This is a genomic window from Paracoccus sp. PARArs4, from assembly GCF_947311865.1.
Lineage (GTDB): Bacteria > Pseudomonadota > Alphaproteobacteria > Rhodobacterales > Rhodobacteraceae > Paracoccus > Paracoccus zeaxanthinifaciens.
Window position 1 is genome coordinate 31,925 of the sequence record NZ_CAMZMW010000021.1, and the last position, 22,146, is coordinate 54,070.

A 22,146-nucleotide genomic window follows, 5' to 3' on the forward strand; every position below is an offset into this window, starting at 1 on the left:
GCCCAAGGTCGTCACGAGACCAAGCGATAGCCGCCCGATTCCGTCACCAGCAGTCGTGCATTGCCGGGATCGGGCTCGATCTTCTGGCGCAGGCGGTAGATATGCGTCTCCAGCGTGTGCGTCGTCACGCCCGCATTGTATCCCCAGACCTCGTGCAGCAGCACGTCGCGCGGCACCACGCCGTCCTGCGCGCGGTAGAGGAACTTGAGGATGTTCGTCTCCTTTTCGGTCAGGCGGATCTTGCGGTCCTTCTGATCGATCAGCATCTTCATCGCCGGCTTGAACGTGTACGGCCCCAGCTGGAAGATCGCGTCCTCGGACTGTTCATGCGTGCGCAGTTGGGCGCGCAGGCGGGCCAGAAGGACCGGGAACTTGAAGGGCTTGGTCACGTAATCGTTCGCGCCCGCGTCCAGACCCAGGATCGTGTCGGCATCGGTGTCATGGCCGGTCAGCATCACGATGGGGCATTTGACGTTCAGCTTGCGCAGCTTCTTGCACAGCTCGCGGCCGTCAGTGTCGGGCAGGCCCACATCCAGCACCACGAGGTCGAAGATCGCGTTCTTGGTGGCCTCGACGGCCTCGGCGCCGCTGCCGCCCTCGCTGACCTCGAACTCGTCGGTGGCGGCCAGCTGTTCGGCCAGCGCCTCGCGCAGGTCTTCCTCGTCGTCGATCAGCAGGATTTTTTTCAGTCCGGCCATGTTGCCTCCTTTGGCTTTCTTGCTGCAATCAGTGGGGACGGGCCTGCGCGGCGTCCAGCAACATGTCGGGATTCTCACATGGAGTTCAGGGTTCGGCAGGCTTATGTTTCAGAATGTTTCAAAATCGCGTGGCCCCATGAGCCTGATCCCCACACTTGCCGAAACCATTTCCCGCGCCCGCGCCGATCTGCGCATGGGCCTGCCGGTGCGGCTGGGCGAGCACCTTGCCGCCGCCATCGAGACGCTGTCGCCGGAACGGCTGGCGGATCTGCGCGGCATGGGCGCGGCGGTCGTCACCTTGACCGCGCGCCGGGCCGGAACGCTGAAGGCGCGCGCCTATGATGACGGCCTGGCGCGGGTGCGGCTGCCGGGCGATGCCGACCTGCGCTGGCTGCGGGCGCTGGCCGATCCGGCGGGCGATCTGATGTCGCCGATGAAGGGGCCGCTCGCGACCGAGCGTGGCGGCGAGGTCGCGGCCCATCGCGCGGCCCTGGCGCTGGCGAAATCCGCGCAGCTGCTGCCCGCGGTGCTGGTCGTGCCGGTCGCGCAGGACACGCCCGGCCTGACGGCGCTGAACCCGGCCGCGACGCTGGCGCAGCTGGCCGCCGAAACCGCGATGGCCCCCGTCGCGGGCGCGCGCGTGCCGCTTCTGTCGGCCGAGCGGTCGCGCCTGCACATCTTCCGGCCCGATGACGGCGCCGAAGAACATTACGCGGTCGAGATCGGCGATCCGCCCCGCGATGCCCCCGTTCTTGCGCGGCTGCATTCGGCCTGCTTCACCGGCGACGTGCTGGGCAGCCTGAAATGCGATTGCGGGCCGCAATTGCAGGCCGCGCTGGCCGCGATGGGTCAGGCAGGGGCGGGCGTTTTGCTTTATCTGAACCAGGAGGGGCGGGGCATCGGGCTGGCCAACAAGATGCGCGCCTACAGCCTGCAGGACCAGGGCTTCGACACGGTCGAGGCCAATCACCGCCTGGGATTCGAGGATGACGAGCGCGATTTCCGCATTGGGGCCGCGCTGCTGCGGCGGCTGGGTTTCGGCTCGGTCCGGCTGATGACGAACAACCCGCGCAAGATAGCCATGATGGAGGGGCAGGGCGTGAAGGTGGCCGAGCGCGTGCCCCTGATCGTGGCGCGCAACCGTCACAACACGGATTACCTGGACGTCAAGGCTGACAAGTCGGGGCACCTGCTGTGAGCCTGGCCGACATGATCCTGACGCCGCAGGGGCTGCGTTACCGCGGGCGCCTGTATCCCTGCAGCATCGGCAGGACGGGCGTGACCCGCACCAAGCGCGAGGGCGACAAGGCGACGCCCGCGGGCATCCTGCATGTGACCGGGCTGTGGTATCGGCCCGATCGGCTGGCCCCGCCCGCGCCCTGGGCGCGGCCCATCGGGCCGGGGGACCTGTGGTGCGACGCGCCGGGGCATCCGGCCTACAACCACCACGCCCGTGCGCCGCTGGCCGCCAGCCATGAACGGCTGCGGCGGGCCGATCCGCTCTATGACGTGATCCTGACGACGGATTGGAACTGGCCGGATGCGGTGCCGGGCTGGGGCTCGGCGATCTTCTTGCACCAGTGGCGCCGCCCGCGTTTCGGGACCGAGGGCTGCATCGCCTTCGCGCGGCACGACCTGATCCGCATCGCAGCGCATGCCGTCCTGGGCACGCGCATCGTCATCCCCGAAGGGCTTGCGGATCAGCCGTAATCCCGCGCGCCGAAGATGGCCGAGCCGACGCGGACATGGGTCGCACCCTCGGCCACGGCGATCTCGAAATCGGCGCTCATGCCCATGGACAGGCCCGGCAGGCCGTGATCGGCGGCAAGATCCCGCAGCAACCTGAAATGGGGGCGGGGGTCGTGGCCTTCGGGGGGGATGCACATCAGCCCCTGCGGGCGCAGGCCCAGCCCGGCGCAGGATGACAGGAAGGTCGGCAGCTCGTCCACCAGGATGCCCGCCTTCTGCGGCTCGTCCCCGGTATTGACCTGCACGAACAGTTCGGGGCTGCGGCCCTGTTCGTCGATCTGCTGCGCCAGCTTGCGCGCCAGCGACATGCGGTCCAGCGTGTGGATGGCGTCGAACAGCGCGACGGCGGGCTTGGCTTTGTTCGATTGCAGCGGCCCGATCATGTGGACCGACACATCGGGAAAGCGCGCGCGCCAGTCCGGCCACTTGGCCTGCGTTTCCTGAACGTAATTCTCGCCAAAGACGCGGTGCCCTGCATCCAGCACCGATTCGACGCGATCGTTCGGCTGCACCTTGCTGACCGCGATCAGCGTGACGCTGCCTGCCTCGCGACCCGCGTCGCGTTCCGCCGCGCGAAGGCGGCCCTTGATGTCATCCAGTCCCATGGGCGCAGAAGACAAAAAGAAAAGAGCGGGCGCAAGGCCCGCTCTCTCTGTCGAAGCGACTTGATCCGAGGATCAGAAGTCGAAGCGGACGCCGAAGTCGCCGCGGACTTCTTCGTCGTAGCCACGCTCGAGCGAGCCGGCCAGGTAGGCGCCGCCCAGGTCGTACTTGGCGCCGATGCCGAAGGCGTTGTCGGTTTCGTTGCCGTCTGCGTCGTTGTTCGACACGTAGGCGCTGACGGTGGTCATCGGAGCGACGACATAGTCACCGTACAGGACGATGGTGTCACCAGCGTCGTCACCGTTGTCCAGGTAGTTCAGGCCAACGCCGTTCTCGGTGCCGGGCATGGTGTAGTATGCGCCGACGAAGTACTGGTCGTTGTCTTCCACGCCAGCGCCGTCTTTGACAGCGGCAGCCGACAGGGCGATGTCGTTCCACTGGTAGTCAACCGAGACGCCGAACTCTTCGGTGGCCGAGTCGTCCAGCTGGTCGGGGTCGACATACGAGAAGCGAGCGGTCAGCGCGTCGACCGAGTACTCGACTGCCAGGCCCAGCTGGTCGCCGTCGGCATACGACTTCGATTCGTAGGCGTAGAAGTCGCCAGCCGGGTTGCCGAACGAACGGCTGATCAGGCCGACTTCCGATTCATACAGCAGGCCGGCGTTGTCGAATGCGGTGCCGACGTTGCCGACTGCAACGGTCAGGCCGTTCGAGGTCACGTAGATCTGGCCCGGTGCGACCGAGTCGACGCCTTCATCGCCCTGGTCCCACTGGACGCGGAAGCGTGCGCCGAAGTCGACGCCCTGGTCGGTCGAGGTGGTGCCGTGGATGTTCAGGCGGACGCGCGACTGGACGAAGGTTTCCTGATCGGCACCCTCATCATAGAGAACGGCGGTACGGCCGTAGCCCGAGATGGTCACGTCTGCGGCAGCCACACCGGCGGTCAGAACCAGCGCGGTCGAGGCGAAAAGAGCCTTTTTCATGGTGATGTTCCCTCTTGTCTCTCTGATGCCCAGATCGGGGTTCCGCCCTGGGGATGTGCAAGGTTTCGCGCTTTCGAACTTGTGATGCAACGGAATCGGGCAGGCCCTCGGGCCGATCCGGAATCCTGTGATGCACAACCGCCACACCTTTCCGTGACCACGATGTGACATCGCGAATGCCGCCCTGCACGAGTCGCGCGCGGGTCAAGGCGCTTGTTTCGCCCTGGCGATCCGCGCTAATGCTGGGCGCGAATTACAGACCGGGGGACCGCATGACCTACGCACGCGCCGCGCGCCTGATGATCGTCACGACGCTTTGCGCGGGGCTGGCTGCCTGCGGCAACGACGCCGGGCGACAGAACCAGACCGCGTCGATCCTGACCGATCCCGACATGCGGGATTCGCAGCGCTCGACCCGCATCCAGGACGTGCTGGCCCGGTCCGAGAACCCCAACCGCACCGTCGGCGTGAACAAGTACCTGTGGAATGCCAGCCTGGACGTGCTGGACTTCCTGCCGGTGCAGACGATCGATCCCTTCACGGGCGTGATCCAGACGGGCTATGGCACGCCTCCGGGCGGGGGGCGGCCCTATCGTGCGACGATCCAGGTGACGGACCCCGCGATGGACGCGCGCAGCCTGCGCCTGTCGCTGCAGGGGCCGGGCGGGGCCGCCGTGGCCCCCGGCACCGTCCGCGCGGTCGAGGATGCGATCCTGACCCGCGCGCGCCAGCTGCGCCAGCGCGACGGCCGCCTGTAAGGCCGCGGCGGGCTGGACCCGCTGATCGGGCGCGTATAAACCCTGCGGGCAAGAGATGATGCCCGAGGTCCGATATGCCCTATGATCCGTCCAGCAGCGAAGCCCGGTGGCAGAAGGCCTGGGCCGATGCCGGCAGCTTTGCCGCCATCCGCGACGAGCGCCCCAAATACTACGTGCTGGAGATGTTCCCCTATCCCTCGGGGCGCATCCACATGGGCCATGTGCGCAACTACACGATGGGCGACGTGGTGGCGCGGTTCAAGCGCGCGCAGGGGTTCAGCGTGCTGCACCCGATGGGCTGGGACGCCTTCGGCATGCCTGCGGAAAACGCCGCGATGGAACAGGGCGGCCATCCCCGCGACTGGACCTATGCCAATATCGCCACGATGCGCGACCAGCTGAAGCCGCTTGGTCTGTCCATCGACTGGAGCCGCGAATTCGCGACCTGCGACGACGATTACGTCCACCAGCAGCAGGCGATGTTCCTCGACATGCTGGATGCGGGCCTGATCACCCGCAAGTCGGCGCAGGTGAACTGGGATCCGGTCGACATGACCGTTCTGGCCAATGAACAGGTCATCGACGGCAAGGGCTGGCGGTCCGGCGCCACGGTCGAGCGCAAGGAGCTGACCCAGTGGTTCTTCAAGATCAGCGACTACAGCGACGAGCTGCTGTCGGCGCTGGACGGGCTGTCGGGCTGGCCGGAAAAGGTGCGGCTGATGCAGGCCAACTGGATCGGCAAGTCGCGCGGGCTGCAGTTCCGCTTTGCCACCGTCGATGCGCCCGAAGGGTTCGACGCGATCGAGGTCTATACCACTCGCCCCGACACGCTGATGGGCGCAAGCTTTGCCGCGCTGTCGCCGGATCACCCGCTGGTGAGGAAGCTGGCCGAAACCCGCCCCGAGGTCGCCGCCTTCATCGAGGAATGCAAGCGCATCGGCACCACCGAAGAGGCGATCGAGACCGCGCCCAAGCTGGGCTTCGATACCGGCCTGACCGTCACCCATCCGCTGGACCCGGACTGGCAGCTGCCGATCTGGGTCGCGAATTTCGTGCTGATGGATTACGGCACCGGCGCGATCTTCGGCAGCCCGGCGCATGATGAACGCGACCACGAATTCGCCACGAAATACGGCCTGCCGATCCGCGCGACCTTCGGTCAGCCGGGGATGACGCTGGAACAGGCGGACGAGCTGGTCTCCGCCGCGCCCTTCGTGCCGCTGAAATCCGAGACCGTCACCTATGTCCGTGGCTTTGCGGGCGATGCCGACCAGACCGGCGAGGCCGCGGTGGACGCCGCCATCGCCCATGCCGAGGCTCAGGGCTATGGCGAGGGGGTGACCAAGTTCCGCCTGCGCGACTGGGGCATCTCGCGCCAACGCTACTGGGGTTGCCCGATCCCGGTCGTGCATTGCGACAGCTGCGGCACCGTCCCCGAGGCCAAGGAGAACCTGCCGGTCCTTCTGCCGCAGGACGTAACCTTCGACGTGCCGGGCAACCCGCTGGACCGCCATCCGACCTGGCGTCAGGCGACCTGCCCGAAATGCGGTGGTGCCGCGCGTCGCGAGACCGACACGATGGACACCTTCGTCGATTCGTCCTGGTACTATGCCCGCTTCACCAGCCCCGGTGCCGACACGCCGACGAACCGCGCCGATGCGGATTACTGGATGAACGTGGACCAGTATATCGGCGGCATCGAGCACGCGATCCTGCACCTGCTGTATTCGCGCTTCTTCGCCCGCGCGATGGTCAAGACCGGTCACCTGCCCGAGGCCGCGAAGGAACCCTTCGACGCGCTGTTCACGCAAGGGATGGTCACGCACGAGATCTACATGACCCGCGATGCCAAGGGGCGCCCGGTCTATCACCTGCCCGAGGACGTGACCGACGGGAAACTGGCCGACGGCACCGAGGTCGAGATCATCCCCTCGGCCAAGATGTCGAAATCGAAGAAGAACGTCGTCGATCCGGTCAACATCGTGCAGGGCTTCGGTGCCGATACCGCGCGCTGGTTCATGCTGTCCGACAGCCCCCCCGAGCGTGACGTCGAATGGACCGCGGCGGGCGCCGAGGCTGCGGCCAAGTTCCTGGGCCGCGTCCACCGCCTGGCCGAGGATGCGCCCGCCGACGGCCCCGAGGATCTGGACCTGTCCCGCGCCGCCCACCGCGCCATCGCGGATGTGACCAAGGCGATCGAGGGCTTTGCCTTCAACAAGGCGGTCGCCAAGCTGTACGAGCTGGCCAATGCCATCGGGAAATCGAAGGCCGGCGGCGCTCAGCGGGCCGAGGTGCTGCGCATCACCGCGCAGCTGCTGGCCCCGATGGTCCCGCACCTGGCCGAGGATGTCTGGTCGCTGGCAGGCGGGCAGGGGCTGGTCGTCGATGCGCCCTGGCCCAAGGCGGATCCCGCGCTACTGCAGGATGACAGCGTGACGCTGCCCATCCAGATCAACGGCAAGCGCCGGGCCGAGATCACCGTCCCCAAGGACATGGCCAAGGACCAGATCGAGGCGCTGGTCATGGCCGACGAGACGGTGCAGCGCTTCCTGGAAGGGGCGGCGCCCAAGAAGCTGATCGTCGTGCCGGGACGGATCGTCAATGTGGTCGCGTGACCCCAGCCGGCGCGTGGCACTGCTGGGGCTTCTGGCCCTGGCAGGCTGCGGGCTGAAACCCGTCTACGGACCCGAGGGCGGGGGGCGCAAGCTGTTCGGCAAGCTGCGCCCGCGCGACCCCGAGACCCCCATCGACTTCGTCTTCAACAGCCGCCTTGCCGAACGGCTGGGCCCCGAGGACAGCCCCGAATACGATCTGGATTACCGCATCAGCGTGGGCGTGGTCAGCCAGGCCATCACCCCCGACGAGGTGACGACCCGCTATTCGCTGAACGGGACCGCGGATTTCGTGCTGACCGGACCGGACGGCGCCGAGATCACGCGCGGGCGCGTCAGCAACTTCACTTCCTATTCGACCACGGGCACGACCGTCTCGACCCTGTCGGCGGAAGGCGATGCGCGGCAGCGGCTGGCGATCATGCTGGCCGACCAGGTCGTGACGCGGCTTCTGGCGGCCTCGATGCGGCTGCCGGGCTGACATGCTGCTGAAGGGAGGAGAGATCGCGCGCTATCTCTCTCGGCCCGATCCGTCGCGGCCGGGGCTGCTGATCCATGGGCAGGACGCGATGCGCGTGGCCCTGAAGCGGGCCGAGGCCGTGAAGGCGCTGGTTGGCAAGAAGGCCGACGAGGAGATGCGCCTGACCCGCATGGCGGGCGCGGGCCTGAACAAGGACCGCGCGCAGCTGGTCGATGCCGTCCGCGAGGTCGGCTTCTTTCCCGGTCCGCGCGTCGTTCTGGTCGACGACGCCCCTGACAGCGCCGCCGATGCCGTGGCCGAGGCCCTGACGGAATGGCGCGCGGGCGATGCGGTCGTGGTGGTGACGGCGGGCAACCTCAAGAAATCGTCGGCCCTGCGCAAGCTGTTCGAGACGCATGGCCAGGCCGTCTGCGCCCCCATCTATGACGATCCCCCCGGCGAGGACGAGATTCGCCGCTGGCTGGCCGATGTCGGCCTGCCCGAGATCCCGCAGGCCGCCATGCGCGAGATGGCCGTCCTGGCCCGCGCGCTGGATCCGGGCGACCTGCGCCAGACGATCGAGAAGATCGGGCTCTACAAGCATGGCGATCCCTCGCCGCTGAGCGCCGAGGAAATCGCCCTGATGGCCCCCGCGACCATCGAGGCCGACCTGGACGAGCTGATCCACACCGTCGCCGAACGCCGAGAGGTCGATTTCAGCCGCCTGATGCGCCGGATCGAGGGGCAGGGGATCAACCCCGTCACCATCTGCATCGCGGCGCTGCGCCATTTCCGCACCCTGCATCTGGCCGCCTCCGACCCGCAGGGGGCGGGCAACGCGCTGGCCCGCGCCAAGCCGCCGGTCTTCGGTCCGCGGCGCGACCGCATGGCGCGGCAGGCGCAGTCATGGGGCGCAGGCCCGCTGGAAGAGGCCGTCTCGGCGCTGCTTCAGACCGACATGACCCTGCGATCCGCCAGCCGTGCCCCCCAGATGCCGCTGGTCGAACGCGCGCTGCTGCGCCTGGCGATGCGCCCGCGGGGGCGGCGGTGACGGCGGAACCCGTCGATGCGCTGATCGTGGGCGCGGGCCCCGCCGGGCTGATGGCGGCCGAGATGCTGGCCGCGCCCGGTCGCCGGATCGTGCTGGCCGATGCCATGCCCTCGCCCGCGCGGAAGTTCCTGATGGCGGGGAAATCGGGGCTGAACCTGACCAAGGCCGAGCCAGCCGCCGATTTCGCACGGCATTTCGCGGGCAGCGTCGATCCGCGAACCGGCGATTTCGGTCCGCTGGACGTGATCGAATGGGCCGAGGGGCTGGGGATCGAGCTGTTCACCGGCAGCACGGGGCGCGTCTTTCCGGTCGGCATGAAGGCCTCGCCGCTGCTGCGGTCGTGGCTGGCACGGCTGGCGGGCGTCGATCTGCGTCGCCGCTGGCGCTGGACCGCGATTCGCGACGGCGAGTTCGGCTTCGACACGCCGGATGGGCCGCAATGGATTGCGCCGCGCGTCATCGTGCTGGCGCTTGGCGGCGCAAGCTGGCCGCGCCTCGGATCGGACGCCGCATGGGTGCCGATGCTGCGGGATGCGGGCGTCGATCTCGCGGGCTTTCGTCCTGCCAACATGGGGTTCCGCGTGGACTGGTCGGAGCCGATGCGCAGGCATCTGGGCGCGGCGGTCAAGGGCGTGGCGGTCCATGCAGGCGGCCTGATCGGGCGCGGCGAATGGGTGATCGGGGCGCAGGGCGTCGAGGGCGGCGGCATCTACGAGGTGTCGGCCCCCATGCGCGATGGCGCAAATGCGCATGTCGACCTGGCCCCCGACCTGGATCGCGATGCGCTGGCGCGGCGGCTGGCCAGGCCGCGCGGCAAGCTGTCGGTCGGGAACTGGCTGAGGCGCGCGATCGGCGATCCGGTCAAGGTCGCGCTGCTGCTGGAATGGGGCCAGCCCCTGCCCAAGGATCCGGGCGCGCTGGCCGGGCTGATCAAGGCGCTGCCCCTGCGCCATGACGGGCCGATGGGGCTGGACGGCGCCATATCCGCCGCGGGCGGGATCACGGGCGGCGCGCTGACCGATGACCTGGAACTGCGCGCGCTGCCCCGCACCTTCGCCGCCGGAGAGATGCTGGACTGGGAGGCGCCGACCGGCGGCTATCTTCTGACCGGCTGCCTTGCGACCGGCAGGCGTGCGGGCATCGCCGCCGCCCGCCTTCTGGATCAGAGAGACCGCGCCCTGACATAGGCCGGACGTTCGCGCATCCGTTCGAGGTAATCCGACAGCCGTGGCTCGGTGATCGGAAAGCGCGCGCTCAGCGCCCAGTCGAGGCAATGGGTCAGGATGATGTCGGGAACCGTCATCTCGGACCCCATCACGAAGGGGCCGTCGCCCATCCGGTGCACCATCGTCTTCTGGCTGGATTCGAATTCCCACCGCAGGGTGTTCTTGATCGCGCTGAGGCGCATTTCCTCGGGCAGCACGAAGCTGTGGCGCGCAGCCAGCCACAGCGCCGCGTCGAATTCGTCCAGCAGGAACTGGGTCAGGCTGTCCTGGCGGGCGCGATCGAGCGTGCCCGCCTTGTGGGTCAGCTGCCCGTGCCGGTCGGCAAGATAGGCGAGGATCGCGGTCGAATCGGTGATGGGCGTGCCGTCATCGACCAGCACCGGAACCTTGCCCGCGGGGTTCACCTGGGTCACCCCCTCGCTGCGGGGAACGGCGGGGACGTGGTCGTAATCCGCGCCCAGCTCCTCCATCATCCACAGAACGCGGAAGGCACGCGATTTCGCCGTGCCGATCACCTGGTACATGGTTCCCCCCCCCCATCGTATTGCCGGAGGGGAAGTGGGCCCGATCGGGCGGGCGACGTCAAGCTCAGCGACAGGACCGAAGCTGTTGGCGATACATCTCGGATCGTTGGCCGACGCGGGCGGCGACGCCCATCAGCCAGCCCTTGCTGCGATGACTGCCGCGCGCGAAACCGCCGCGCCCCTCGTGATAGGCGAGGTATTGCGAGGTCGCGTCGTATTTCGACAGGCCCAGCTGCCGCTGGCTGCCGTTCATGTACCAGCCGATGAAATCGGTCGCATCGCGGATGTTGTCGCGGCGCGCGCGGCGGTTGCCGGTGTCGCGCTGGTATTCCTCCCAGGTGCCGTCAAGCGCCTGGCTGTAGCCGAAGGCGCTGGACTGGCGCCCGATCGGGATCACGCCCAGGGCGAACTTGTGCGGGGTCCGCGCATCGCCGATGAACTTCGATTCCTGGTACATGGTCGCCATCTGGACATGGACCGGCACGCCCCATTTGCGTTCGGTCCGCTTCATCGCGCGCATGTATTGCGGCCGTTCCGAAGCGATCGCGCATGCGTTCTCCAGATTGCGCGGCGCGCTGTAGTTGCCGCCGCCGCAGGATGCGACCAGCAAGACGATTCCCAGCTTGAGAAGCCTGTTCATACTGCCCTCGTGCTCTTCTTTTCGTTGGCAGCGATATTACGGGAAATCAAGGCAGGGTGAAATCACAAAGCCCTTAGCATGTGGCGGATATCCGCGTCAGCCTTCGGGTTCGGGGTGCAGAAGGGCGTTCAGCGCCTGCAGATGATCGGCCCCCGCCTCGCGCAGCAGCGTTTCCAGCGCGCGGTAATGCGTCAGCACATCCTTGCCGGTCGGGGTCACGGTCGCTCCGCCCCCACCCGCCCCGCCACGGGCGCGGTCGATGACGGGCTGGGCGAAGGCCACGTTCATCTCCTCGACCAGGGTCCATGCGCGCTTGTAGCTCATGCCCATCTCGCGCGCTGCCGCCGAGATCGAGCCGAGCCTGTCGATGCGCGACAGCAGCTCGGCCTTGCCCGGCCCCAGGATCAGCGGGGAATCGTATTCGAGGCGAAGCTTGATCCGCAGCCGCGGGCCATTCGCGTTCGTGGGCATGTGCTGTCCGTTCCTGCGTTATTCCCCGGAAGCATACCGCGCCGGTGCTGCGGCTGCAAACACTGCCGTGACGGAACGGGGCCGCGCGTCTTGCGAAGGCGGGGCCCGCGCCTATCCTGCCCCGGACATCTTATGGGAGGGAACCATGTCCGCAGACGATATCGTCATTCTGTCCGGGGCGCGCACGGCGATCGGCACCTTCGGGGGCAGCCTTGCCGGCGTGGCGCCCATCGACCTGGCCACCACGGTCACCCGTGCCGCGCTGGAACGCGCGGGCGTCGCGCCCGACCTGATCGGGCAGGTGGTCTTCGGCCACGTCATCAATACCGAACCCCGCGACATGTACCTGTCCCGCGTCGCGATGCTGAACGCGGGCATTCCGCACACGACGCCCGCGATGAACGTGAACCGCCTTTGCGGATCGGGCGCGCAGGCCATCGTCTCGGCCACGCAGGCGCTGATGCTGGGGGATGCCGATTTCGCCATCGCCGGCGGCGCCGAGAGCATGAGCCGCTCGCCCTATGCCATCCCCTCGGCGCGGTTCGGGGCCAAGATGGGCGACCAGGTGATGCTGGACATGATGACCGGCGCGCTGACCTGTCCGATGGGCACCGGCCATATGGGCGTCACGGCGGAAAACGTGGCCGCCGAACATGACATCACCCGCGAGCAGCAGGACGAGTTCGCGATGGAATCGCAGCGCCGCGCGGCGGCTGCCATCTCGGCGGGGCATTTCGCGGACCAGATCGTCCCGGTCGAGGTGAAGACCCGCAAGGGCATCGTGGCCTTCGACACGGACGAACATCCCAAGGAGACCAGCCTGGACAAGCTGGCGGGCCTCAAGCCCGTGTTCCAGAAGGGCGGCAGCGTGACGGCGGGCAATGCCAGCGGCATCAATGACGGCGCCGCGGCGCTGGTCCTGGCGCGTGCAAGCGCGGCCGAGGCTGCGGGCCTGACGCCGCGTGCGCGCATCCTGGGCTATGCCGTGGCGGGCGTCCGCCCCGAGGTGATGGGCATCGGCCCGATCCCGGCGGTCCAGGCCCTGATGGAGAAGACCGGCCTGAAGCCCGGCGATTTCGACGTGATCGAATCGAACGAGGCCTTTGCCGCGCAGGCGCTTGCGGTGAACAAGGGGCTGGGGCTGGATCCGGCGCGGGTCAACCCGAATGGCGGCGCGATCGCGCTTGGCCATCCGGTCGGCGCGACCGGCGCGATCCTGACGGTCAAGGCGCTGGCCGAACTGGAGCGGACGGGCGGCACCACCGCGCTGATCACCATGTGCATCGGCGGGGGGCAGGGGATCGCCATCGCGATCCGTCGCGGCTGATCCCTGAAGTGGCGCGGGCGGCGGTCGAAACCGCCGCCCTTGCGCGAATGTGGAACGGGTCGTCCAGATCAGACGACCCGCGAGATCCACGGAGATGGCCCAGTTAGGGACGGAAGCGCATCCGGTCCCAACCAGGGTTTACGACCCGAAGGGCTGCCTTCAGGCCACGGCCCCCCTGACTGTTCCGACACCTCTCTCCAATATCACTCTCGACACTGGACCACCTCCTTTCAATAAGTTGCCGTTGCAGGTTCAGGGTGCCACAGATCGACCATGTGTCAATCAACTTTCTTGGGCAGCCCTCAACAAATTGCGGACAATGAGGCGGAAGGGCACAAGCGCCAGTAGGGCCAGACCCAGTTTGACCAGCCAGTCGGCAACTGCCAGCGAAACCCACAGCTGCACGCCCGGTCCCTGACCAAGAAGGGGAACGATCTCGTTGGACCAGCCGGTATTGGCATCGGCGGGCAGCATGGCCGAGAAGGCGATGCCGAAGAACAGCGCGGTGTCCAGCGCCGACCCGATCAGCGTCGAGGCCAGCGGAGCGCGCCACCATTGCCCGCCGCGAAGCCGGTCGAAGATCGCGATGTCGGTCATCTGCGCCACCAGGAAGGCCGCCCCCGAGGCGATGGCGATGCGCAGCGTGGTCATGTCGAAGCCCGCCGCGATCAGCGAACAGGCGACACCGGTGACGAAGCCCGCGGCGACGACGCGGCGTGCGGCGGCGGGGCCGTGGACGCGGTTCATCACGTCGGTCACCAGGAAGGCGAAGGGATAGGTGAAAGCACCCCAAGTCAGCCAGTCGCCCAGGACGAACTGGACGAGGATGTTCGAAGCCACGACGATGGTGGCCATGGCAATGATGCCGGGCAGGAAACGTGTCATCGGGATTTCCGTTTTGACAAGGTTGCGGAAGAACTCGGCCCCGTGCGGGCAGGGCGCGCATACGTCCGCGAAGGGCGTCTTGTCAATCCGTGGCAGCGCGGCGGGTCTGTTCGCGCAGGCGATACTCGACGATCTCGGTGCGCTGGACGAACAGGAAGTTGTCGTCCGAGATCATCGTCAGCCGCGTGCCGATCCCGTCGTCCCAGGCGGCGATTCCTTCGAGGTTGTCGTATTGCAGCGACCGCGTGCGCAGGACGATCTCGTCCTCGGTCACGCCGTCATCGTCCAGCATGACGCGCCGCACGCGGGACGAGAAGCCCAGGATGCCGTTGAAGTCGCGTTCCAGCAGGTACAGCCATCCGTCGGGGCCCATGTCGGCGCCGACCATCAGCCAGTCGCCGTCGCGCCGGATCTCGGCCCGGCGATGCCAGCGGTCGTCCGAATATTCCAGCAGGACGAAGGGCGTGTCCTTCGATTTCGAGGCCTCGGGCAGGGTCAGCAATTCGCCCTTCGGGCCGATGGCCAGCGCCTCAAGGCCGTTGTTCACCACCATGCCCGGCAGCTTGGGCGCGCGCCGCAGCACTGTCGGCCCGCCCTCCAGATCGGGATAGGAGGCGACGCGGTTCAGCCCCTCGAAGCTGACATGGACCGTGCCGTCGGGACCGATGGCCAGCCCTTCGCTGTCGCCGGTATATCCGGGGGGCAGGGGCCTGCCGCGGCTGTCGCGCAGATGGGCCCGGCCCAGGGTGCGCATGCCGCGCACGATTCCCTGGCCGTCGCGTTCGAAGCGTCCCCAGTACAGCTGCGAACGGTCCGACAGCGCGTGGAAGGTCTGCCCGTCATCCGACACCTCGATCCCCGAGAAACCTCCGAAATCGGCGCGGTCCTCGGACCAGACATAGGTGCCGACATAATCGAGAACCGCGCCTGCATGTGCAGGCGCGGCCAGGGTCAGCATCGACAGGAGCGTGCCCGTCTGGGCGCGCCGACAACGGTTCGGCATTGGTCCGGAAGCTCGCTCAGGCGGTAGGTGCGGGGGTGGCGATAATTGGGGTTGGGCGTGCTGGGCTTGGCCAGCGACGGGTTCTTGCGGATGGCCAGCCATTCGGCGGCCTCGGCGCAGCCGTCGCCTGCGGGGATCGGGTTCTGGCGTTCGCAGATCGATCCGGGCGGGCAGTTCAGCCGGACGTGGAAGTGATAGTCGTGGTTGTTCAGCGGGCGGATCTTGCGCAGCCAGCTGCGGTTGCCGGTCTCCATCTGGCACATGGCGACCTTGACCACGGGATCGGTGAAGATGCGCTCGACCCGGCTGTCGCTGGCGGCGGCGCGCAGGATCGACATGTGCTGCGGCGTCCAGTTGCCCGACAGCCCCAGCCCGTTCGATGCCACCGCCGAGGTCGACGAGATGTTCTCGCGCTGCTGGCGCGACAGGGTCAGCGAACCGGGCGGGCGCATCCAGATGTCGGCGTCCAGCCCGATCTGGTGGCTGGCATGGCCCGACAGCGTGGGCCCGCCGCGCGGCTGGCCGATATCCCCGATATAGAGCCCCTGCCAGCCGGCCTGGTTCGCGGCGCGCGACAGCCCGATCAGGAAGTCGATCATCACCGGGTGGCCCCAGTTGCGTCCGCGCGACAGGCGCATCGCCTGCCAGGTCGGCCCGGTCTCGGGCAGCTGCACGAGGCCCTGAGCACAGCCGCGGCTGTAATTGCCGATGGATACGGCGGGCCCCTGCGACGCGCTGCCGAACGCGCCGAACACGTCCTTGGCCAGCGGGTCCGCCGCGGCGGGCAATGTCATGGTCAGCGCTGCGGCTGCGGCGGTCAGCATCCTGCGGATGGCGGTCTTCATGATCACGGGCGTGCCTCTTCTTCTCCGTCCGGGTCGACCCAGCCTAGCAGAACCAGCGCGACAAGGAAGATCAGGATCAACGGCGCAAGCCCGACGCGCTGATTGCCGCTGAGATCGGTCGTCACCGCGATCAGGAAGGGCGCCAGGAAGGCCGTCGCCTTGCCCGACAGCGCATAGAGGCCGAACCCCTCGGTCGCGCGTTCCTCGGTGGTGTGGCGCACCATCATGGTGCGGCTTGCGGCCTGCAGCGCGCCGCCGGCCCCGCCGATCACCGCCCCGCAGAGGAAGAACAGCAGGTCCGCGACGCCCAGGCTGCCGATCACGCCGCCTTCGGCCACGGGGATCCCCATGACCGATGCGCGGTCCATGCCGACCAGCAGCACGCAGATCGCCGTCAGCGCAAGGATGCAGGCGGCGATCACCGCGCGCGGCCCGAAGGCGCGGTCGGCGCGTCCGCCCAGCCAGCTGATGATCGCGGCCGAGATCGCGCTGATCACCCCGAACACCCCCGCCAGGAAGACCGGCCAGCCCAGCACCGTCCCCGCATAGACGCCCCCGAACCCATAGAGCGCGTTCAGCGCATCGCGCGAGAACATCGAGGACAGCAGCCAGTTCCGCAGGCTGCGCCGGTGACGCAGGCTGGCGATCAGCGATCCCAGGTCCCGAAGCGACGCGCCAAGCCGGATCGGGCGGCGCGGCCCGCGCGGTTCGCGCACCCACAGGAAGAACGGGATCATGAAGACCGCGTACCAGATCGCGGTGAAGGGCCCGACGAAGCGCGTCCCCTCGCGCAGGGCGGGATCGAGGCCGAACAGCGGCTCGATCCCGGCCAGCGTCCGCCCCGAGGGGGTTTCCGCGAACAGAAGCAGCATGATCGCCAGCGCGCTGACGCCCCCAAGATAGCCGAAGGCATAGCCCGAACCGGACAGGCGGCCGATCTCGTCCCGCGGGGCAAGGCCGGGCAGCAGGGCGTTGGTGAAGATGGTGGCGAACTCGGTCCCGATCAGGCCGATGCCGAACAGCACGACCGCCTGCACCAGCGCGGGCTGTTCGGGCGTCAGCGACCACAGCCCGGCAGCCCCCAGCACGTACAGCCCCGAGAACAGCCAGATCCAGCCCATGCGCCGACCCGATCCGTCCGCGATCGCCCCCAGGATCGGCGCAAGCACCGCGATCAGCACGCCAGTGATCGACAGCCCGTATCCCCACAGCGCCTGCGCATTCGCCCCCGCGATGGTGCTGCTGTATCCGAGCGCGATGAAATGGGTCTTCGCGACCTCGGCGAAATAGATCGAGAAGACGAAGGTCAGCAGCAGCGTGTGATAGGGCTGGCTGGCCCAGTCGAAAAACCACCAGCCCCAGATGCGCTTGCGATCCATGCCCGTCCCCCTTTGGCGTCAGGGAACATAAGGCCCGCCCGCGCTCAGGCTTTCAAGGCCCTGCGGGCATCCTTGGGCAGTTCGGGCGGCCAGGGGCGGGCGGCGTCGGCCTCGACCCAGGCCGCGACCCAAGCTGGCAGGGCGGGGCTGTCGCCCGAATGCCCCAGGGCCGCCGCGACATCGGCGGGCGCCACGATCCCCTTGTCCGAGGTGACGGCCATGCGGATCAGGACCTGGTTGCAGCACTCGCCGCGCTTCCACATCGACTGGTCGATATAGATGAAGCGGTGATCCCAGCCGACCATGCGCGACACCATCTCGAAGCGGTCGAAGGCCTTGATCCGGCGGCGATAGCGGGTCGAGTTGCCCGCCACCGTCATTCCCCAGCCATGCGCCCGCAGCACGGCGACCAGCCCCGTGCGCTGCGCCAGCGGGATGCGCCCCAGATCGTACAGCGTCAGGGTCCGGCCGTTGTTCAGCTCGATCCAGGGGTCCAGGTCCCAGGGCCAGCACATGTGACGCGACACATGCGCGTCGAACGGCCCGAGGCGCGGTGCCTTGCGGTATTTCACCATCTCCTTGGCGAAGCGGACAATCGGATACATCTGGCCCCCCGTATTCGTTCCGGCGTCGTTCCGGCGGGCCCATGCGTGGCCGCAGTTCACGCGCAGGTCAACCTGCGACGCGGCGACATGGCGCGCCTATCGGTCGGGGGATGCTTGCGCGCGCGGCCATGTGCCCGCATACAGGGCCGCGATCGCGCGGATCGAATACCGGATCGAATACGGGGAAGAATTATGGGAACGCTCTATGAGGCGCTGCAGCTGATCCTGCAGGTGGTGTGGTTCGTGATGATCGTCCACATCATCATGTCCTGGCTGATCAACTTCCAGGTGCTGAACCTGCGCCAGCCGCTGGTCGCGCAGATCTGGGACGGGCTGACGCGCCTGCTGGAACCGATCTATCGCCCGATCCGCAACGTGCTGCCCAATACCGGCGGGCTGGACCTGGCGCCGCTTGTCGTCTTCCTGATCATCATCATCCTGCAGCGCGCGCTGGCGAACAACGCGGGCTTCTTCTACGGCTTCTGATGGCGCGGGATCTGCCAGCGGACGACCTTCTGCGCCAGGTCTGGGGCTTTGACGGCTTCCGGCCCGGCCAGCAGGAGATCGTCGAGTCGGTGGCCGATGGCCGCGACGTGCTGGCGATCATGCCCACGGGCGGCGGCAAGTCGCTGTGCTATCAGCTGCCCGCGCTGATGCGGCAGGGGGTGACGGTCGTCATATCGCCGCTGATCGCGCTGATGCGGGACCAGGTGCGCGCCCTTCGCGCGGCGGGCGTCGAGGCCGGCGCCCTGACAAGCGGCAATACCGATGCCGAAACCGAGGCCGTCTTCGCGGGACTGTCGGATGGCAGCCTGCGCATCCTCTACATGGCGCCCGAGCGGCTGGCGTCCGGGGGCACGGTCAACCTGCTGCGCCGCGCGAATGTCACGGCCATCGCGGTGGACGAGGCGCATTGCGTCAGCCAGTGGGGCCACGATTTCCGCCCCGACTATCTTCGCATCGGTGACCTGAAGCGGGCGCTGAACGTCCCGCTTGCGGCCTTCACCGCCACCGCCGACGCCGAAACCCGCGCCGAGATCGTCGAGCGCCTGTTCGCAGGCACCGATCCGGTCACCTTCCTGCGCGGCTTCGACCGGCCCAACATCCGGCTGGCCTTCCAGCCGAAGGACAGTCCCCGCAAGCAGGTGCTGTCCTTCGTCGCCGCGCGTCGCGGCCAGTCGGGCATCGTCTATTGCGGGGCGCGGGCGCGGACGGAATCGCTGGCCCAGGCGCTGCGCGAGGCGGGGCATCCGGCCATCGCCTATCATGCAGGCCTTGAACCCGATCAGCGCCGCGAGGCCGAGGCCCGTTTCCAGCGCGAGGACGGGCTGATCGTCGTGGCCACCGTCGCCTTCGGCATGGGCATCGACAAGCCCGACATCCGGTGGGTGCTGCATGCCGACCTGCCGAAATCCATCGAGGGATATTACCAGGAGATCGGGCGCGCGGGCCGCGACGGCGATCCGGCCGAGACGCTGACGCTCTACGGTCCCGACGACATCCGCCTGCGCCGCACCCAGATCGACGAGGGGCTGGCCGAGCCTGCCCGCAAGACCGCCGACCATGCCCGCCTGAACGCGCTGCTGGGCCTGGCCGAGGCGACGGGATGCCGCCGCAGCCGCCTGCTTGCCTATTTCGGCGAGGAGCAGCACGGCGATTGCGGCAATTGCGACCTGTGCCAGACCCCGCCCAAGCTGTTCGACGGCACGATGGCCGTGCGCAAGGCGCTGTCGGCGATGCTGCGCACGGGCGAATGGTTCGGCTCGGGGCATCTGATCGACGTGCTGACCGGCAACCAGACCGACAAGGTGCGCGAACGGGGCCACGACCACCTGCCGACCTTCGGGGTGGGGCGCGAACACGGGCGCGGGCAGTGGCAGGCGATCTTCCGTCAGATGATGGGGCTGGACCTGTGCCGCCCCGACCCCGAACGCCACGGCGCGCTGCAGCTGACCGAGGCCGCCCATCCGATCCTGCGCGGAGAGGAGAACGTGACCCTGCGCCAGGACATGACCGCCAGTGCCAAGTCCTCGACCGTCCTGCGCGCGCAGGTCTCGGAAGAGGACGAGCCGCTTCTGTCCGCGCTGAAGGCCAAGCGCCGCGCCCTGGCCGAGGCCGCGCGCGTGCCCGCCTATGTCATCTTCCCCGACCGCACCCTGATCGAGATGGCGACCGCGCGTCCGCAGGACATGGACCAGATGGCCCGTGTCAGCGGGGTGGGGGCCAAGAAGCTGGAAAGCTATGGCGCGGAATTCCTGACGGTGATCGCGGGTGAACAGCCTGCGATGCACCCCGCGCGCCGCGCGCTTGCGGGCAGTCCGGCGGGCGCGCTGTTCGACCGGCTGGGCGACCTGCAGCTGCGCCTGCAGCGCGGCGAGGACGGCACCGAGAAACCGCTGAGCCTGTCCACCGCGCAGATCCGCCGCATCGCCGAGGCGCGGCCCACCAGCATGGACGCCCTGTCGCGTTACCTGGACGATGCGCGCCTGGAACGCTTCGGGGCGGCCATCCTGCACGAGGTCGAGATCGCCGACTGAGCGATTTCAAGGGAATGTGATGCATCATTCGGGCCGCGGCCCGCGTGTCTTGTGCCATGCTGGGTCCAACACGGCCCCGCCAGAGGAGCGAGACATGAAGCTGAAATGGTCCGACGTCACCCCGAAGCGTGATTACCTGAACCGCCGCAAGTTCATCGCGGCGGGCAGCCTGGCGATGGCCGCGGGCGCGTTGCCCGGCGGGCCTGCGCTGGCGCTGACGGGCAAGCCCTCGCGCTTCTCGACCGACGAGACGCCGAACAGCTTCGAGGAGATCACGAACTACAACAACTTCTACGAGTTCGGCACCGGCAAGGAGGATCCCGCCCGCAACGCCCATCGCCTGACGACGGATCCGTGGTCGGTGCAGATCTCGGGGCTGGTGGATCGGCCGGGCAGCTATTCCGTGGACGACCTGGCCCCCGAGAACGCGCTGGAGGAACGCATCTATCGCCTGCGCTGCGTCGAGGCATGGTCGATGGTCGTCCCCTGGCTGGGCGTCACGCTGGCATCCGTGCTGGAGAAGGCGGGCGTGCAGCCCGGCGCGAAATTCGTCGAGTTCGAGACCCTGGTCCGCCCCGAGGAGATGGTCGGCCAGCAGCGCGCGCTTCTGGACTGGCCCTATCGCGAGGGGCTGCGCATCGACGAGGCCATGCACCCGCTGACCATTCTTGCCACGGGGCTGTACGACCAGCCGATGCCCAACCAGAACGGCGCGCCGATCCGGCTGGTCGTTCCGTGGAAATACGGCTTCAAGTCGATCAAGTCGATCGTCCGGATCAACGTGATCGAGCAGGAGCCGGTGAACACCTGGAAGCAGCTTCAGGCCAGCGAGTACGGCTTCTATGCCAATGTGAACCCCGAGGTGGACCATCCCCGCTGGAGCCAGGCCACCGAACGCCGCATCGGCGCGGGCCTGTTCGGCGGGCGCCAGGAGACGCTGATGTTCAACGGCTATGGCGAAGAGGTCGCCTCGCTCTATGCCGGGATGGACCTGCGGGTGAACTACTGATGCGGTCAGCCGTGAACAATGCCCTGCGCCGCCTGCCTGTCTGGGCGGTCTGGGTCGCGGGGCTGGTTCCGCTGGCGCTGGTGGTCTTCGACCTGCTGACCGGTCGGATGGGCGTGGACCCGATCCGAGAGATCGAGCATCGCCTGGGGCAGACCGCGCTCTATTTCCTGGTGGGCGGGCTGGCGGTGACGCCGCTGCTGCGCCTGACGGGGATCAGCCTGATGAAGTTCCGCCGCGCGATCGGGCTTCTGTGCTTCACCTATGTCGTGCCGCATGTGCTGGCATGGGTGGCGCTGGATATGGGGCTTCTGTGGTCGCAGATGCTGAAGGACATCATCAAGCGGCCCTATCTTCTGGTGGGGATGCTGGCATTCGCGATCCTGATCCCGCTGGCCGTGACATCCAACAATCTGTCGATCCGGCGCATGGGCGGGCAGGCATGGCGGCGTCTGCACAAGGGCGTCTATGCGGCTGCGATCCTGGCCGGTCTGCACTGGTTGTGGGCGGTGAAGGTCGACGAGCTTCAGCCGTGGTTCTGGTTCGTATCGATTCTTGCGATTCTGGGTTTTCGGGTTGTGTTCCGGGGCCGTGTGCGGTGGGGTTTCTGGCGATCGTCGGAAACGATGTGAGCATTTTCAGTGGTTTGCACAGAATCCGGTGTCGATTTTCGGGAATCTTGGATTTTCTGCTTGCGGGTTCTGATTGGTGTGTCTAAACACCGCTTCACCGAAGGGCGGGACACGCCGGACGGTGCGACGGACCGGCCCTGAGGGGTTGGGCA

The 22,146-nt window shown here is 67.8% G+C and carries 23 protein-coding genes; 12 read left to right on the forward strand and 11 right to left on the reverse strand.

Going from position 1 to position 22,146, the window contains the following annotated elements; all coding sequences use genetic code 11:
• Positions 1-11 precede the first annotated feature (11 nt).
• The gene (locus QMZ16_RS14730) at positions 12-698 is read right to left on the reverse strand and encodes a response regulator transcription factor (protein WP_022707883.1); all 687 of its coding nucleotides are present in this window, start codon (positions 696-698) and stop codon (positions 12-14) included.
• A 136-nt stretch (positions 699-834) separates the two neighbouring features.
• Here QMZ16_RS14730 and ribA point away from each other — a divergent pair, with 136 nt between their 5' ends.
• The gene (gene ribA, locus QMZ16_RS14735) at positions 835-1,896 is read left to right on the forward strand and encodes a GTP cyclohydrolase II (protein WP_282603785.1); all 1,062 of its coding nucleotides are present in this window, start codon (positions 835-837) and stop codon (positions 1,894-1,896) included.
• Positions 1,893-2,408 carry a L,D-transpeptidase family protein gene (locus QMZ16_RS14740; RefSeq protein ID WP_282603786.1) on the forward strand — a complete coding sequence of 172 codons (516 nt, stop codon included), beginning with the start codon at positions 1,893-1,895 and terminating at the stop codon, positions 2,406-2,408. The genes ribA and QMZ16_RS14740 overlap by 4 nt, the downstream gene beginning before the upstream one ends.
• On the opposite strand, the gene QMZ16_RS14745 is transcribed toward QMZ16_RS14740, so the two are convergent.
• Both QMZ16_RS14745 and QMZ16_RS14750 read right to left on the reverse strand, forming a co-directional pair.
• On the reverse strand, positions 2,399-3,052 hold the full coding sequence (locus QMZ16_RS14745) for a YggS family pyridoxal phosphate-dependent enzyme (protein ID WP_282603787.1): 654 nt from the start codon (positions 3,050-3,052) through the stop codon (positions 2,399-2,401). The two genes, QMZ16_RS14740 and QMZ16_RS14745, sit on opposite strands and share 10 nt — an antisense overlap.
• Before the next feature lie 72 nt (positions 3,053-3,124).
• Complete coding sequence (locus QMZ16_RS14750) at positions 3,125-4,033, reverse strand: porin (protein ID WP_282603788.1); 909 nt, start codon at positions 4,031-4,033, stop codon at positions 3,125-3,127.
• Between the two features lie 272 nt (positions 4,034-4,305).
• Between QMZ16_RS14750 and QMZ16_RS14755 the strand changes: the two genes are divergently transcribed.
• From QMZ16_RS14755 to QMZ16_RS14775, 5 genes are all read left to right on the forward strand, one after another.
• Positions 4,306-4,791 carry a DUF3576 domain-containing protein gene (locus QMZ16_RS14755; protein WP_028725905.1) on the forward strand — a complete coding sequence of 162 codons (486 nt, stop codon included), beginning with the start codon at positions 4,306-4,308 and terminating at the stop codon, positions 4,789-4,791.
• A 74-nt stretch (positions 4,792-4,865) separates the two neighbouring features.
• Positions 4,866-7,406 (forward strand): leucine--tRNA ligase, encoded by a 2,541-nt coding sequence (gene leuS, locus QMZ16_RS14760; RefSeq protein WP_282603789.1) that lies wholly within the window; start codon positions 4,866-4,868, stop codon positions 7,404-7,406.
• A complete protein-coding gene (gene lptE / locus QMZ16_RS14765) occupies positions 7,393-7,884 on the forward strand; it encodes an LPS assembly lipoprotein LptE (protein WP_282603790.1) in 492 nt (163 codons plus the stop codon). The genes leuS and lptE overlap by 14 nt, the downstream gene beginning before the upstream one ends.
• A 1-nt stretch (position 7,885) precedes the next feature.
• Positions 7,886-8,914: a DNA polymerase III subunit delta gene (gene holA, locus QMZ16_RS14770; protein WP_282603791.1), complete on the forward strand. Its 1,029-nt coding sequence runs from the start codon at positions 7,886-7,888 to the stop codon at positions 8,912-8,914.
• The gene (locus QMZ16_RS14775; RefSeq protein ID WP_282603792.1) at positions 8,911-10,101 is read left to right on the forward strand and encodes a TIGR03862 family flavoprotein; all 1,191 of its coding nucleotides are present in this window, start codon (positions 8,911-8,913) and stop codon (positions 10,099-10,101) included. The genes holA and QMZ16_RS14775 overlap by 4 nt, the downstream gene beginning before the upstream one ends.
• On the opposite strand, the gene QMZ16_RS14780 is transcribed toward QMZ16_RS14775, so the two are convergent.
• The 3 genes from QMZ16_RS14780 to QMZ16_RS14790 all read right to left on the reverse strand — a co-directional run bounded on the left by QMZ16_RS14780 (position 10,077) and on the right by QMZ16_RS14790 (position 11,775).
• Positions 10,077-10,664, reverse strand: a complete 588-nt coding sequence (locus tag QMZ16_RS14780; RefSeq protein WP_022707873.1) for a glutathione S-transferase family protein — start codon at positions 10,662-10,664, stop codon at positions 10,077-10,079. The genes QMZ16_RS14775 and QMZ16_RS14780 overlap by 25 nt on opposite strands.
• 64 nt (positions 10,665-10,728) lie before the next feature.
• Positions 10,729-11,304: a lytic transglycosylase gene (locus QMZ16_RS14785; protein ID WP_282603793.1), complete on the reverse strand. Its 576-nt coding sequence runs from the start codon at positions 11,302-11,304 to the stop codon at positions 10,729-10,731.
• Positions 11,305-11,400: 96 nt separating this feature from the next.
• Positions 11,401-11,775: a LysR family transcriptional regulator gene (locus QMZ16_RS14790; protein WP_282603794.1), complete on the reverse strand. Its 375-nt coding sequence runs from the start codon at positions 11,773-11,775 to the stop codon at positions 11,401-11,403.
• Positions 11,776-11,920: 145 nt separating this feature from the next.
• Between QMZ16_RS14790 and QMZ16_RS14795 the strand changes: the two genes are divergently transcribed.
• Positions 11,921-13,102: an acetyl-CoA C-acyltransferase family protein gene (locus tag QMZ16_RS14795; RefSeq protein ID WP_282603795.1), complete on the forward strand. Its 1,182-nt coding sequence runs from the start codon at positions 11,921-11,923 to the stop codon at positions 13,100-13,102.
• A 282-nt stretch (positions 13,103-13,384) separates the two neighbouring features.
• Here the strand turns inward: QMZ16_RS14795 and QMZ16_RS14800 are convergent, their stop codons facing one another.
• The 5 genes from QMZ16_RS14800 to QMZ16_RS14820 form a co-directional block, all read right to left on the reverse strand.
• On the reverse strand, positions 13,385-13,987 hold the full coding sequence (locus QMZ16_RS14800) for a queuosine precursor transporter (protein ID WP_022707869.1): 603 nt from the start codon (positions 13,985-13,987) through the stop codon (positions 13,385-13,387).
• Between the two features lie 82 nt (positions 13,988-14,069).
• Positions 14,070-14,945, reverse strand: a complete 876-nt coding sequence (locus tag QMZ16_RS14805) for an esterase-like activity of phytase family protein (protein ID WP_282603796.1) — start codon at positions 14,943-14,945, stop codon at positions 14,070-14,072.
• Entirely contained in the window at positions 14,939-15,814 is an 876-nt protein-coding gene (mepA, locus tag QMZ16_RS14810; protein ID WP_282603802.1) for a penicillin-insensitive murein endopeptidase, read from the reverse strand. The genes QMZ16_RS14805 and mepA overlap by 7 nt, the downstream gene beginning before the upstream one ends.
• A 23-nt stretch (positions 15,815-15,837) precedes the next feature.
• Entirely contained in the window at positions 15,838-17,214 is a 1,377-nt protein-coding gene (locus tag QMZ16_RS14815; RefSeq protein WP_282603797.1) for an MFS transporter, read from the reverse strand.
• A 44-nt stretch (positions 17,215-17,258) separates the two neighbouring features.
• The gene (locus QMZ16_RS14820; protein WP_282603798.1) at positions 17,259-17,819 is read right to left on the reverse strand and encodes an acyl-CoA thioesterase; all 561 of its coding nucleotides are present in this window, start codon (positions 17,817-17,819) and stop codon (positions 17,259-17,261) included.
• Between the two features lie 192 nt (positions 17,820-18,011).
• Here QMZ16_RS14820 and QMZ16_RS14825 point away from each other — a divergent pair, with 192 nt between their 5' ends.
• The 4 genes from QMZ16_RS14825 to QMZ16_RS14840 all read left to right on the forward strand — a co-directional run bounded on the left by QMZ16_RS14825 (position 18,012) and on the right by QMZ16_RS14840 (position 21,994).
• The gene (locus QMZ16_RS14825; RefSeq protein WP_022707864.1) at positions 18,012-18,305 is read left to right on the forward strand and encodes a YggT family protein; all 294 of its coding nucleotides are present in this window, start codon (positions 18,012-18,014) and stop codon (positions 18,303-18,305) included.
• Entirely contained in the window at positions 18,305-20,356 is a 2,052-nt protein-coding gene (gene recQ / locus QMZ16_RS14830; protein ID WP_282603799.1) for a DNA helicase RecQ, read from the forward strand. The genes QMZ16_RS14825 and recQ overlap by 1 nt, the downstream gene beginning before the upstream one ends.
• A gap of 94 nt (positions 20,357-20,450) precedes the next feature.
• Positions 20,451-21,365: a protein-methionine-sulfoxide reductase catalytic subunit MsrP gene (gene msrP / locus QMZ16_RS14835; RefSeq protein ID WP_022707862.1), complete on the forward strand. Its 915-nt coding sequence runs from the start codon at positions 20,451-20,453 to the stop codon at positions 21,363-21,365.
• Positions 21,365-21,994 (forward strand): protein-methionine-sulfoxide reductase heme-binding subunit MsrQ, encoded by a 630-nt coding sequence (locus QMZ16_RS14840; RefSeq protein WP_282603800.1) that lies wholly within the window; start codon positions 21,365-21,367, stop codon positions 21,992-21,994. The genes msrP and QMZ16_RS14840 overlap by 1 nt, the downstream gene beginning before the upstream one ends.
• The last annotated feature ends 152 nt before the right edge of the window (positions 21,995-22,146 follow it).